We start from the raw sequence: 12,405 nt of genomic DNA, 5'->3' as shown, positions 1-12,405 counted from the left end.
CACTGCCGGGGGGCGGGCGACGCTAGAGCAGCAGCTTCACCAGCGACTTGAGCAACTCGTCCAGCGGCATCATGGTCAGCAGCAGGGGCAGGAATGGCACCAGCGTGTACAGCAGCAGCCGCAGCACCGAGGTGGTCGAGACCAGCGCAACGCGCATGCCGCGCACGATGTCGTAGCTCCCGGCCAGGTCGGCCAGCGACTGGATGTCGGCGCTGCCGACCAGCGGCTCGCCCGGATCGGTCCGTCCGTGCACCCACTTGAGGTCGAACTCCCGGACATACCGGCTGGCCAGCGAGCCGTACTGCGCCAGCCCGACCCGCTGGGTGCGGGCCAGTTGCGGCACGAACAGCATCAGGGGCCCCAGGAACACCAGCATCACCAGGGCGGTCAGCAGGCCGATCTCGGGAACGAACTCGGGCAGGGTGGCTTCAGCGTAGAAGATCTGCTGGGCGATGCGGGCCGACAGCAGCGTGGCGTGGGCGACGATGACCGCAGCAAACCCGTCGAGCAGTGCGGCCAGGAACCCCAGCCCGCCTGCGCCGTCGGGATGGGTGGGCAGCAGGTCGAGGTCGATGCGCGACACCTGCCAGAGAAACCGGGTCCAGACCGCCAGCCGGAAATACCAGCGCAGGATCAGGAACTGGACCAGGGGCATGGCGACCGCGCGCAGCCAGAGGCCCGCGGCCGACAGGCCCCCGTCGGCCTGGCGCCACGTCGTGCCCTCGTCGGCCGCGAAGTGATGCGGCACGAGAGAAGCGCCGGCCAGGACCACGACGGCCAGCAACGCCAGTTCGACCGCCACCGAATTGCGCCAGCGCATGGCCGAAGCGATCGCGTGCTGGAACTGCTGCATCCCGGCCGGTGGGACCAGCCCGCGCTCGGTGAACTGGGCGATCCACAGGCTCATGCGGCGGTGCGCCAGCCACTCTGCCGCGATCAGGAGCGGCAGGACCACCAGGAAGCGGACCTGCGCCTCGATGTCGAGCAGGAACGGCACGTCCACGCTGCCGGGCAGCGCGCGACCCTCGGCCACGGCCAGGACCAGCAGCGGCAGCCAGGCGATGAGCGTGATGCAGATGACGCGCCGCTGCAGCAGGTGCAGGGAGTTGTCCGATAGGTGCGACCGCCGCAGCAGCTGGAACAGCGGCCCACCCGCCACCAGCGAGAACGGCGCCGGCAGGGGGGCGAACTCGGGGTCCACGGGCTGCGCGGACGGGGGGACGGCGGGTGGGGCTCGCATCAGCGCACGCGGCGAACCGGCGGTGGCGTCCAGCGGCCGTGCAGCACCTCGGGCCGCGGCGAATACAGCCGCATGGTGATGCCGAGCTTGCCGGGCGGGGCCGGCAGCCAGTTCGATTCCCGGGTCGGACCGGGACTGTCGCGCTGGATCAGGATGTCGAGCGAGCCGTCGGGGTTGTACTGGAGCGCGTCGCGGTCGCCGATCGCATAGCGGCCGAGCGGGTTGGGCGCCTGGTAGCCCTGCGCGTCGTACAGCGTGAGCGACCAGAACGCATTGGTGGGCGGCAGGTCCTCCTTGCGAAAGTGGCAGACATAGCGGCTCGACCCGTCCAGCGCCTGGCCATCGTCGGCGGTGTGGTTCATCGGGTGCACGGTGTCCTCGCACTGGTTGGCTCCCAGGCCGACCAGGGCCACGGCGGCGCGCTTGAGGTAGTTGTTGCCGTACACGCCCATCGTGTCCACGTTCATCTGCCAGCCGTTGCTCACGCGGGCCATGTTCGCGACGGCCACCTGCATCTGTTGCAGGCCGGTGGAGGGCGCGGCGTCGACGGCGGCTTGCACCAGCGGCGGGGTGTCGGCGGCCACGAAGCCGCGCCCGGGTTCGAGGCCCAGGCGGCGCAGGCGGGCCAGGATCGACCAGTCGGTGAGGTGGGGCGGCTGCGTCTTCAGCACCTCGGCGGCGTAGGCATAGAACTGGGCGCCGGACATCCGGTTGACCTGCACCGTGGGCGGCGTCCGCAGGTCCACCGAGGGGTCGGTGCGGGCCACCACGGGCAGCGGGCTGCGGCCCCAGCGCGACAGCGGCGTGAGACGGAACCCGGCCTGCACGTCGTGCACCGCCGGGTAGTCCTTGGGGCCGTTGGTCTGGGTGCGCACGATGATCCAGCAGGTCGGGGTCGGCGCCTCGATGCGTGGCATCCCGTCGGGCAGGGTGCCGCTCCAGTGCCGGCCAACGACCGCGTAGTCGCCGGGCCCGGTGCCGGTCGTTCGCTTGCCGAGCGAGGCGAAGACATCGCTCCACATGTCGTAGATGGGCAGCACGTAGTAGCGTCCGCCGGTGTCGGGCACCGAGACGACCACCGGCTCCTGCGCGACGTCGAACCACGCCGTCGAGTACAGCGTGTCGAAGTTCGGCCGCACCACCTCGCGGTAGTCCACGCTCGGGAAGGCCCGGAAGTGGTGGAACGTGCCGGCCGGGCCGAAGCCGGGCTTGCGTCCCGGCTCGACGTTCGTCAGGACCTTGCGGGTCACGTCCATCGTGACCAGGGGATAGAGGTAGACGTAGCCTTCGGCGGCGATGTCGTTGGCATCCCTTGCAGTGAGTTCCATGGCCACATCCCTGTGATTCGCGGAGAAAAGCGACGCCCGTGCCATGACGACGATCCGTGGCGGCCCGAGGATCGCCCCGGCGCCGCGCCCGCGCAATGAGGCCTTCGGCCAATGCGCCGCTCGCCGAGCGCACCTGCGCACGGTCACAGCTGCGATTCGACCGGCAGGATCCCGAGCAGCCAGACCTTGAACCTCAGCCAGCCGGAGGCCTCCGGCTCCTGCGTGTACGTGCGCGCGCCCGTGGCACCGGTCTCGTGCCACACCAGGTGGCGGCGCCCCTGTTCGTCACCCTGGCGCTCGACGCGCCAGGCGATCAGGTCCAGGTTGGCTTCCAGCCGTTCGAGCAGCAGCTTCGTCATTTCCGCGCTGTGGCATACGGCGCCCATCTCGGTATTGAGCTGGACGGACCGTGGGTCCAGGTTGAGGGAGCCGATGAAGGCGGCCTGGCGGTCGAAGAAGATGGCCTTGGTGTGCAGCGAGGCGGTGGAGCCGCCAAGCTTGCGCCGTTCCTGCTCGCGCGCGGCATTGAAGGCTTCCGGCCGGAATTCGTACAGGCGCACGCCACCCTCGAGCAGGGCCTCGCGGTAGCGCGCATAGCCGGCGTGGACGGCCGGCACGTCGCTGGCGACCAGCGAATTGGTGAGCACGGTCACCCGCACCCCGCGCCGCACCAGGGCCGTGAGCCAGTCGACGCCGGCCTGGCCGGGAATGAAGTACGGCGAGATGATGGTCAGTTCTCGATCGAGCGGCAGGCCCAGCGTCGCGAACTGCGGCAGCAGCCGGCCCTCGGCCGAACTGCGGTCGCGCGACACTTTCTCCGGATCGTCATAGACGAATTGCGCGAGGCCGGCATAGGTCGGCTGCGGACCGCCCAGCTGGAAGTCGTTCCAGCGCGCGCGGGACCGCTGCACGTAGGGCGACTGGCTCTCCGAGGCGATGAATCCGGCCAGCATCTCGCGCAGTCCGTCCAGGTCGCCCGCCACCGGCCGGTGGCTGCTCAACGCGGCGATCGGGTAGGCCATGGGCGAATTCCAGAATGCATCGAAGGCCGCCGAGATCTGCGGGACCACGGGGCCGGCCAGGCCGACGTCCAGGTCGCCGAAATTCGCGTCGGAGCTGGCCTCGAAATACTCGTCGGCGACGTTGCGTCCCCCGATGACCGCGCGCTGGTTGTCGGCGATGAACGCCTTGTTGTGCATGCGCCGGTTGATGCGGTCGAAGTCGGCGAGCATCTCGAGCGAGCGGGTGGCACCGCGGGTGGCGAGCGGATTGAACAGCCGCACCTGGATGCGTGGGTGGCTTCCGAGCACGACCAGCTGGTTGTCGTCGACGTCGGAGCCGAGATCGTCGAGCAGCACGCGCACGCGCACGCCCCGGTCGGCGGCCTGCAGCACGGCGTGGGCCAGGTGCCGGCCAGTCAGGTCGTCCTTCCACTTGTAGTACATGACGTCGAGCGACCGCTCGGCGGCCCCGGCGAGCACGATGCGCGCCAGCAGCGCGTCGACGCCCCGCGGCAGCGGGCGGAAGGTGCTCTGGCCGGCCTGGATGGCCGGCGTGCCGGCCACCTCGCGGCCCAGGCTGGTGTCCTTCGTGTCCGCCAGGGCGTGCGACTCGACACGTTCGAAATCCACCGGCAGCGACGCACAGCCGCCACCCAGCAGGGCGGCCAGCAGCACGAAGACTCCGAGGAACGATGCCGGCAACCGGCGCTCACCTGCGCCCCCGGCGTCGATCGCGCGAGGGCGGACGCGGTCCACCGTCGTCCCCTCAGCCCTTGCGGCCGCGGCCCGGCTGCCTCAGGGCGCCTTGCCAGCCGATTCCAGGCGCACCGCCACCGCTTCGGTGTAGATCGCCTCGACCTTGTCGCCGACCTTGATCGCCTTGAGCTGCTCGGGGTCGTTGATGTCCAGGTCCACCAGGTTGCCCTTGGGACCACGCAGCGTGATGGAACGCGCCTTGGAGTCGACCTTGACGACATCGGCCAGCAGGGTGACCTCGTGGCTGACGGTGCCCGCAGGCTTGGAGCCCGCGGGCGCACGGTCCGTCTTGGCCTGCGCCGTGTTGCCACGCGTCGGGGCGCCGTTCTTCTTCAGCTCCAGCGACAGCGAGCGCACGTACTCGGCAAGCACCTTGTCGCCGACGCGGATCTGGTCGAAATTGCGCACCTCGGGGCCGGCTTCCATGTCGACCACGCGCCCCTGGCTGGTCTTGAGCGAGACGGTGCGACGCGCGGCATCGACGCCAACCACCGTGGCCGTGGCCTTGGTCGTCTCGACCGCATGCGCCTTGCCGGGCCCCTTCTCGACGCTCGTGGTGGTGGCGGCATCCGACTGGGCGGACGTGGCCAGGGGCAGCCAGCCGGCCAGCAGGGCGGCGGCGGCGAGCGCGAGTCGGGTGATCGTGTCAGTTCGCATGGTCAGCTCCGCGTGTGTTGGAAATGGTCAGAAGGTGCCGGTCACGAAGGCCATCAGGCCGGAGTACCCGAACTTCAACTGGCCGTTGAAATCGTTCTTCTCGAGCTGCAGGCGCGTGGTGAACTTGTCGTACCCCAGCCCGACGCCGAAGTGGCGGCTGAACATCCAGGTGGCGCCCACGTGCGCGTTGGCCCAGTGGCCGTCGTAGCCGCCGCCCGACAGCTTGAAGAACTCGAGCCGCCCGTCCAGCAGGATGCTCGGCGCAACCGCCCAGCCGCCCCGCACGCCGATGACCGGAAGCGGCGCGGGAATCTTCCCCTCGCGTGAGATCAGGCCCGTCACCGTGGAGCCGCCCCCGGTGGCCGTGCCCGTCCCCGAGAGCGAGAGCTTCAGGTCCGTGAAGTGCATGCCCAGCGAGCCGGCGACCTCGTAGGTCGGTGTCCGCATGAAGGTGTAGTCGTAGGCCAGCTCGTAGACCGAGTACTTGGTGGTCGACTGCACGTTCGCGCCGGCGTTGAAGGTGTTGTCGCCCCACTGGATGTCGCGGTCCAGCACCCGCGAGCGGGTGACGTCGTTGTTGAAATAGGCTGCTCGCAGGCTGTGGCGCGGGTTGATGCGCCACAGGCCTTCCACGCGCCCGCGCGTCTTGTCGGAAGCAGTTCCGAACGTGCGGTCGAAGTTGACGGCGGGATTGGTGCCGGACTGCCCGTTCAGGTTGGCGTCCACGTCGGTTCCCACCAGGAAGATGCCGGCGGTGAACACGAAGGGATCGGTGAGCAGGTTCTGAGCGAGCGTCTGCGACTGGGCGTGGGCTGCGGTCACCGTGCCGCCACCCAGCAAGGCCAGCATGCCAGCCTGCACGATCTTCTTGTGGATTGTTCCGCGCATCGCAGTGCTCCTGGTGATTTGGGGGCATCGTCGGCGCGGGCGACCCACCGGTCTATTGGATCAAGGTCCTAGCGCCAGGATTCAGAACTCCGTCGGTTCCCACCCCGGCTGGGGGTCGAAGGTGGTCATCTTCTCGGCGATGGCGCGCGTGTTGCGGCCCAGGTCCTTGCCGTAGACCGTCCCGTTCTGGTTGACGATGTAGGTCAGGACCCCCGTCTCGCCCGGGACGTCGGGGTAGGCCACCATCGCGAACCCGGCCAGCATGCGGCCGTTGATGATGTAGTTGTAGGCACCACCCGGCGCGGCCGGCCCTTGCCGGGTGAGGATGCGGAAACGGTAGCCCTCGTAGGGATCGCCGGCCTTGCGGTTCGCCGCCCCGAGCGAGGACTGCGCGATCAGCGGACCCAGCGGGCTCTGGCCGACGCCACTGCCTGGTTCATTGGGCCAGTAGAGGCCGTCGAACTTGCCCGGCGAACTGGCCAGCCGCTGTGCGTACTGCAGCACGCCGTCGCCGTTGCGGTCGACCGCCGCATAGTCGCGCTGCGCTCCGACGTACGCGCGCAGCACCGTCAGGGCATTGCGTTCGCCGGCGCCGATGCGGCGGTTGAGCATTTCCTCGGCACCGACCTCGCTGGCGAAGCGCCACGCCGAGCCCTCGCGCACGATGGGCACGGGCAGCGGCCATGCCTGCGCGCCGACCAGCAGGAACACCCGGTTCGGATCGCGGTCGTCGAGGGTGGTGTATTCATCGAGCAGGGATGCGGCCCGGGCATGGCGGGCCTTGTCGCTCGCCCGGTCGCCGGAAACGACCAGGTTCTTGTGCGCCTCCCCGACGATGGTCACCAGGGCCTGATCGTCGTCGGCCTTCAGGGCGGACTTCAGCGCCTCCACCGCAGCGGCGGGCGTCGGGAACGTGCGTTGGTCGGCGGCGGCCTGCGCGCCGGCGCACAGCGCAAGCAGCGCCGCGGCGAGGAGGGTTTTCAGCATCATGGAGTTCTCCCCTGGAAGTCAGCGACGGCCACCACCACCGCGCCCACCGCCGCCGCCGCGACCGCCGCCCCCGCCACCACCGCGGGACATGCCGCCGCCGCTGCTCATGGAGCGGCCGCCGCCACCGCCGCCTGCGGAAGCCCGCGATGCACCGCCGCCTGCGGAGGCACGCGATGCGCCGGCCGACGACGACGCGCTGCGGCTCGACGCGCCGCGGGCGCTGTCGCCACGGGCCTGGCCGCCGGAGCCGTAGCCGTCGAAGGCGGTGCCGCCAGCCTGCGCGCGGGCTCCGCCGGCACCCCCACCGGCGGCTCCTCCGCCCGCGCGGGCGCCAGGACCGGCGCCTGCGGCCGCGGTCGAACTGCGGCCCGCACCACCGCCGCGCGCCGTGTCACCGACCCGTGCCGTGGAGTTGCTGCCGACCGACCGGCCGACCTGGCCCGGCTGCTTGCTGGACTGCCATTTCGACGACGAGGCGTTGGCCGTGTTCCTGCTGCGGTCGCCACCCGTGTTGCGCGTCCGGTCGCCGCCTTCGCGGTTGCGTTCGCGGTCGCCCCCGCCGATGTTGGTTTCGCGGTTGATGTTGATGTTGTTGCCGCCGTAGTTCGCGCCGTAGTGGTTGCCATTCCAGATCGCGCCCATGGCCGCACCCCAGATCAGCCCGGTCGCCAGGGCTGCACCAGGGGCGTAGGGGTAGTAGTAGCTGGGGTAGGGCGTCGGGTAGTAGGCGTAGGCCGGAGCGCCGGTATGGACGACCACGGTGGGGTCGTACTGGGGCACGTAGACGACCTGCGGGTTGGAGGGGGCGATCGTGATGATCTCCTTCTCGACCACCACGGTCTGCTTGTCGTCGCTCTTGAGGTTGCCGCTGGATTGCGCGCGCCGGCGGAAGGCCTGCACGGCCGAGAGCACCTCGCCCTGGTCGGCGACCACGGCCTCGCCCATCGCCGCCGTCCAGTCCAGGTCGTTGCTCATCATCTTGATGACGTCGGGATAGTTGACGAGCGACTTCACGGAGTCGTCCCAACCGTCGTCGATCGGTGTCTTGGGATCGGCCTTGCGCTTGGCCAGGAACCGGTCGGCCTGCACGATCTCGAGCGGGAAGGTCGAGGCCGGCAGGATCAGGGCCACCAGGTCGTCCGGGTACAGGGCGATGCGGCCGACCAGGGTCTCGATGTCGGTCGCGCCGGCCGCGGCCGGGGCGCCCGCCGTGCCGTTCGGGGACGCAGCGGTTGACGTCGGGGCTGCCGCCGGTGCCCCCGTGGCGGGAGCGGGTGCCGGCTGGGCACAGGCGGCCGAGATGGCACCCCCGAGGAGGAGCGCGGCGGCCGCGCGGGCGTGGGCCGACGCGAGATTCCGATGCACGCGGGTCAGGATGGAAGAGGTCATGAGACAGCCTTCCAGGTGCCGTCCACCTTGCAGAACTGGTACTTCATATTGCCGACCTTGGACTTGTGGCGGTTCTCGACCGCGAGGTTGCGGCAGTTCTCCGTGGCGGCCGGCGACGGTGTCGCGGTCCCGCGGCTGCGGGTCTTGTCGTTCCGCCACTCCACCCGTTGTCCGCTGTCGAGCGCCTGCTGGATGGCGCCCTGCATCAGCCGGATGTCCTCGTCGTCGAACATCGCCAGCGGCGTGTCCTGCGCGGAACGCACGCCTTGCGACCAGGCGAGGGGGCAGGCGACGCCCAGGCCGGCGAGCAGGGTCCAGGCGAGGGGCTGCATCCGGCGCCGCCTTCCGGCCGCGGTGCCATCTGTCCGGCTGGATGCCGCCTCGGGGATCACGGGTGTGGTGGCGTGCTGCATGGTGCTTCCGATCGCAGGCGGACGATAGTGCCGCGGCCAACCGGCGGCCATTGGACCTTGGCCCCACCTCAGCGCGGGTACCGCCCGGTGGGACCTTGGTCCCATTTGCAGGGCCCCGGCGCGCCACTAGATTTCCCATCGTCTGGACGGTTGTGCCGGGCTCGCGCCGGAAGGCGGGGGCCGGATGCACGGCTTCCAGGCCGCGCATCGACCACCAACGGAAGATCCACAATGAACAAACGCGAGTTCCTCACCATCGCCGCGGCGGCTACCGTCCCGGTGCTCTCCGCCTGCAGCACCACCGGCACGGGTGCTTCCAGCGATCCGGCCTCGAAGCGAGCCGCGATCGACGCCGGCGTCGACAATGCCCTGACCAAGCTCTATGGCCAGGCGAACTCGTCCCGCGAGATGGTCTCCAAGGCCAAGGGCGTGCTGGTGTTTCCGTCCGTGGTGTCGGCCGGCTTCCTGGTCGGCGGCTCCTATGGGCAGGGCGCCCTGCGCATCGGTGGAAAGACCAACGGCTACTACAGCACGACCGCGGGTTCGGTCGGGCTGCTGGCCGGCGCCGACTCCAAGGCCATGTACCTCCTGTTCATGACGCAAGAGGCACTGGACAAGTTCGTCAAGAGCAATGGCTGGACGGCGGGCTTGGATGCCGGCGTCACGCTGGTCGACGTCAATGCCGACGCGCGCGTGACCACCGCCACGGCGCAGCAGCCCGTCGTCGGCTATGTCGTGGGCAACGGCGGCCTCATGGCCAACCTGAGCATCGACGGGACCAAGATCTCGCGCCTCGAGATCTGAGGCGAGCCGCCTGGTGGCACCCCGCGGGGTGTCGCCGCAGGCCCATCCCGGGTGCGCCCGGCATCATTGGCGCCGTGCCTGCCGTCCACCGGTGCGCACGGCGCGTGTTCGTGGGCGGCCGCTTGTCGCCAGCCACCCCGGCTGCTCAGGGCCGGAAGGCTTCGAACGACGAGCCCAGGTACACGTAGAAGGCCGAGTGGCCGCCTTGCGCCCGGCCGTAGGCGATGTACACCGGGCCCACCTTGGAGTCGATCCCCAGGAACAGCGAGCCGCTGGGCATCGCTCCGCTCACGCGGGTGCCGTCGAACCGCTCGTACACCTGGCCCAGCTCGGCGGTCAGGCCGCCATAGATCGCCGAGCCGACGCTTTCCGCCAGGTATGTCAGCCGGCGCCTGAACATCAGGCCACCCCATGCATACTCGCGCCCCACCAGCGAGCCATTGGGAAAGCCGGAGAAGTTGAACATGCCGCCCAGGCGGAACTGGTCGTAGTAGGGGGCCTGGCTGTTGAGGTCCGACCCCGCGCGGACGACGGCGGTGACGACACTCTTGCCGAGGTCGAAGGTATGGCCGAGGCTGCCCGAGACCAGCTTGTAGTCCTGGCTGGCACCCAGCCCCGTGCGGGACATCAGCGCATTGAACGTGCCGAAGTTGCCGCTGCTGGGGAAGAGCCGCTGGTCCAGGGTGTCGAAGGCCAGGCGAGCCGTCACCGCCCCCAGGTCGGCCTCCTGCCTGTCGGGCAGGACGGGCGCGCCGATCTTGGTGATGACAGTGCTCTGGCCGCGCAGCAGGCCGAGCCGGAACTCGCCCGAGCTGCCGATTGCGGCGCCGGCGTCGAGCTTGAGCCCGTAGCTCTTGACGTCGACCTGCGCGATGGCGAAGCCGTTCGAGTACACATCCTCGAGGTTCTGCTTCCAGTACGCGGACGGAGCGACGAAGAACGGCGACCCAGCGGCCAGGGGCTGGTAGAACTCGACCTGTGCCAGGTTGGGGCGGCCGACCTGGAGGCCCGCCCGCAGTTCGCCGCCGCGGTCGTTCAGCCAGCGCTTCTCGTAGTTCACCCGCGCGCCCCAGGCGGTGTTGCCCTTCATGTCGGTGCTCAGGTTCAGGTCGAACGTCAGGTAGTTCGGGCCCCAGGGCTTCTCGACGGCGTTGTAGACGAGCACGTTGCGGCCGCCTTCCTGCACCAGCTCGGACGTCACCGACGTGTAGTCGCGCTGGGCCACGAGCCGGCTCGCATCCGCCGCGGCCTTGTCGGGATCGAAGGTCTCGCCGACTTGCGAATCGAGCAGCTTGCGCATGGCCTCCGGGTTGCTGCGCTCGAACCCGACCATCCGCACCTCGTCGATCGTCGGGCGGGCCGCGGTGGCGAGCTGGACCAGGCTGGCGCGCCACTGCGCGTACTCGGCGGGCGACAGGCTGTACCGGGCCAGGGACGCGGAGACGGCCTGCGCGGCGGCCTCGCCGATGGGGATGGCGTCTTTCGACTGTGCGAAATCGGTCGACCCGATGTCCTTCAGGATCACCCGGACGACGACGTCGTTGGGGCCCAGCGTGGCGAGCTGCTCCCGTTCGTTGGCTTCCACGGCCAGGTTCATGGCCTGCCCCGCGACGGCCAGCAGGCTGCGCAGCTTGTCGGGCGCAATGCGCGGGTTGGCGACCGGGACGGCGATGATGACGTCGGCGCAGGTCTTGCGCGCCACGTCGATCGGCAGGTTGCGCACCAGCATGCCATCGACCAGCAGCCGGCCTTCGTGTTCCACCGGTGCGAAGGCGCCGGGCACGGCCATGCTGGCGCGCATGGCCACCGCCAGGTCGCCGTGGTCGAACAACACCATCTCGCCCGTCTCGAGATCTGTCGCGACCGAGCGGAAAGGAATCGGCAGGCGGTTGAAATCGGCGCTGGAACCCGCGGCGGCGACGATGCGCCGGAACACCGATTCGATGCGGTGGGTGGGGACGAGGCCGCCGGGAAACACCACGTTGCCGTCCTTGATCCCCAGTTCCAGTCCGTTGGTGAAGACGGCGTCCAGCTCCTTGCGGCGAAATGGCACTTCCTCGCGCGGGGCGCTGCGCAGGACGTCCCTCCAGTCGATCTCGGTGATGGCGCCCTCGAGTTCCCGCGCCGACATGCCCGTCGCGTAGGCCGCTCCCACGATGGACCCCATCGAGGTGCCGGCAATGCAGTCGACCGGGATGCGCAACTGCTCCAGCGCCTTGATCACGCCGATGTGGGCGGCGCCCTTGGCGCCGCCGCCGCCCAGGACCAGCCCGATGCGGGGGCGCTTGGGGCCGCCGGCGGGCGCGCCGTCGGCCGCGACAGCCGTGTGCTCGGCGCAGCCCAGGGCCAGCGCGAATGCAAGGGCTCTCGTGGCGCCCCGCAGAAGCCGGTCCGGCCGCAAGGGGCGCGCAATGCGCCGGCCGTCCGCCCTCCGTTTGTGCGGACTGTCCATGGCGCAGCGTCAGTTCAGGGTGTACCCGCGACCCGCCATGCACGAGCCCCAGGCTCGATGGAAGGTGTCGAGGTTCTGCGCGTACTGGGCCTGTGACTGCTGGTTCTGCTGGGCCGCCGCTTCCTGGTTGCTCCGGTTCCTGGCGCCGCGCGCCACCCCGCCGATCACGGCGCCCTTGGCGGCTGCCTCGCCCACGTCGTTGTCGCCGATGGCGCCGATGGTCGCGCCGGCGACCGCGCCGCGCGCCATTCCGCCGCCGACCCGTCCCTGGGCCGGCGCCGCCGCAACCGGTGGCGGGGCATTGGGATTGACGCCGGTCTGCTGGGTGGCCCAGCCGCCGCATTCCCCATCGTCCTTGGTCTGTTGCTGCTGGGACTGACCCTTGGCCGGGTAGGCGATGGGCTTGGCCGCGAGGGCCAGGGAAGCCGCCGATGCCAGGGCGGCGGCGAGGAGGAGGGTACGTGGAGTGGAGTGCATGGCGACGTCC

11 protein-coding genes are annotated in these 12,405 nt (G+C 70.1%); 1 reads left to right on the top strand and 10 read right to left on the bottom strand.

The annotated features are described in order from the left end of the window. Positions 1 to 22 precede the first annotated feature (22 nt). From GON04_RS15575 to GON04_RS15540, 8 genes are all read right to left on the bottom strand, one after another. Entirely contained in the window at positions 23 to 1,240 is a 1,218-nt protein-coding gene (locus tag GON04_RS15575) for a hypothetical protein (RefSeq protein WP_198349311.1), read from the bottom strand. Further along, positions 1,240 to 2,568, bottom strand: a complete 1,329-nt coding sequence (locus GON04_RS15570; protein ID WP_157398977.1) for a DUF1254 domain-containing protein — start codon at positions 2,566 to 2,568, stop codon at positions 1,240 to 1,242. Before GON04_RS15570 ends, GON04_RS15575 begins: the two co-directional genes overlap by 1 nt. Positions 2,569 to 2,711: 143 nt before the next feature. Beyond that, positions 2,712 to 4,271 carry a phospholipase D family protein gene (locus GON04_RS15565; protein ID WP_157400709.1) on the bottom strand — a complete coding sequence of 520 codons (1,560 nt, stop codon included), beginning with the start codon at positions 4,269 to 4,271 and terminating at the stop codon, positions 2,712 to 2,714. 93 nt (positions 4,272 to 4,364) lie between these two features. Continuing rightward, positions 4,365 to 4,982, bottom strand: a complete 618-nt coding sequence (locus GON04_RS15560) for a hypothetical protein (protein WP_157398976.1) — start codon at positions 4,980 to 4,982, stop codon at positions 4,365 to 4,367. A gap of 27 nt (positions 4,983 to 5,009) precedes the next feature. Continuing rightward, on the bottom strand, positions 5,010 to 5,870 hold the full coding sequence (locus tag GON04_RS15555; protein WP_157398975.1) for a hypothetical protein: 861 nt from the start codon (positions 5,868 to 5,870) through the stop codon (positions 5,010 to 5,012). 81 nt (positions 5,871 to 5,951) lie between these two features. Beyond that, complete coding sequence (locus tag GON04_RS15550) at positions 5,952 to 6,857, bottom strand: DUF2950 domain-containing protein (RefSeq protein ID WP_198349309.1); 906 nt, start codon at positions 6,855 to 6,857, stop codon at positions 5,952 to 5,954. 21 nt (positions 6,858 to 6,878) lie between these two features. Beyond that, positions 6,879 to 8,249, bottom strand: coding sequence for a DUF3300 domain-containing protein (locus GON04_RS15545; RefSeq protein WP_157398973.1), 1,371 nt, complete (start codon positions 8,247 to 8,249; stop codon positions 6,879 to 6,881). Beyond that, positions 8,246 to 8,581, bottom strand: coding sequence for a hypothetical protein (locus tag GON04_RS15540; RefSeq protein ID WP_181653604.1), 336 nt, complete (start codon positions 8,579 to 8,581; stop codon positions 8,246 to 8,248). Before GON04_RS15540 ends, GON04_RS15545 begins: the two co-directional genes overlap by 4 nt. Positions 8,582 to 8,893: 312 nt before the next feature. On the opposite strand from GON04_RS15540, the gene GON04_RS15535 reads away from it, so the two are divergent. Then, complete coding sequence (locus GON04_RS15535; RefSeq protein ID WP_157398971.1) at positions 8,894 to 9,466, top strand: BPSL1445 family SYLF domain-containing lipoprotein; 573 nt, start codon at positions 8,894 to 8,896, stop codon at positions 9,464 to 9,466. Positions 9,467 to 9,611: 145 nt separating this feature from the next. Here the strand turns inward: GON04_RS15535 and GON04_RS15530 are convergent, their stop codons facing one another. Then, positions 9,612 to 11,867, bottom strand: a complete 2,256-nt coding sequence (locus GON04_RS15530; RefSeq protein ID WP_198349307.1) for a patatin-like phospholipase family protein — start codon at positions 11,865 to 11,867, stop codon at positions 9,612 to 9,614. A gap of 60 nt (positions 11,868 to 11,927) precedes the next feature. After that, positions 11,928 to 12,395 carry a hypothetical protein gene (locus GON04_RS15525; RefSeq protein ID WP_157398969.1) on the bottom strand — a complete coding sequence of 156 codons (468 nt, stop codon included), beginning with the start codon at positions 12,393 to 12,395 and terminating at the stop codon, positions 11,928 to 11,930. Between the last annotated feature and the right edge of the window lie 10 nt (positions 12,396 to 12,405).

It is taken from the genome of Ramlibacter pinisoli (assembly GCF_009758015.1).
GTDB lineage: Bacteria > Pseudomonadota > Gammaproteobacteria > Burkholderiales > Burkholderiaceae_C > Ramlibacter > Ramlibacter pinisoli.
The sequence above is the reverse complement of the archived record's forward strand: the minus strand, read 5'-3'. Positions and strand labels throughout refer to the sequence as shown.

What these genes read in the sequence shown, in the direction of transcription:
- GON04_RS15535 (WP_157398971.1), top strand. Translation starts at nt 8,894, where the DNA reads ATGAACAAACGCGAGTTCCTCACCATCGCCGCGGCGGCTACCGTCCCG.
- GON04_RS15525 (WP_157398969.1), bottom strand. Translation starts at nt 12,395, where the DNA reads ATGCACTCCACTCCACGTACCCTCCTCCTCGCCGCCGCCCTGGCATCG.
- GON04_RS15575 (WP_198349311.1), bottom strand. Translation starts at nt 1,240, where the DNA reads ATGCGAGCCCCACCCGCCGTCCCCCCGTCCGCGCAGCCCGTGGACCCC.
- GON04_RS15560 (WP_157398976.1), bottom strand. Translation starts at nt 4,982, where the DNA reads ATGCGAACTGACACGATCACCCGACTCGCGCTCGCCGCCGCCGCCCTG.
- GON04_RS15550 (WP_198349309.1), bottom strand. Translation starts at nt 6,857, where the DNA reads ATGCTGAAAACCCTCCTCGCCGCGGCGCTGCTTGCGCTGTGCGCCGGC.
- GON04_RS15555 (WP_157398975.1), bottom strand. Translation starts at nt 5,870, where the DNA reads ATGCGCGGAACAATCCACAAGAAGATCGTGCAGGCTGGCATGCTGGCC.
- GON04_RS15570 (WP_157398977.1), bottom strand. Translation starts at nt 2,568, where the DNA reads ATGGAACTCACTGCAAGGGATGCCAACGACATCGCCGCCGAAGGCTAC.
- GON04_RS15545 (WP_157398973.1), bottom strand. Translation starts at nt 8,249, where the DNA reads ATGACCTCTTCCATCCTGACCCGCGTGCATCGGAATCTCGCGTCGGCC.
- GON04_RS15540 (WP_181653604.1), bottom strand. Translation starts at nt 8,581, where the DNA reads ATGCAGCCCCTCGCCTGGACCCTGCTCGCCGGCCTGGGCGTCGCCTGC.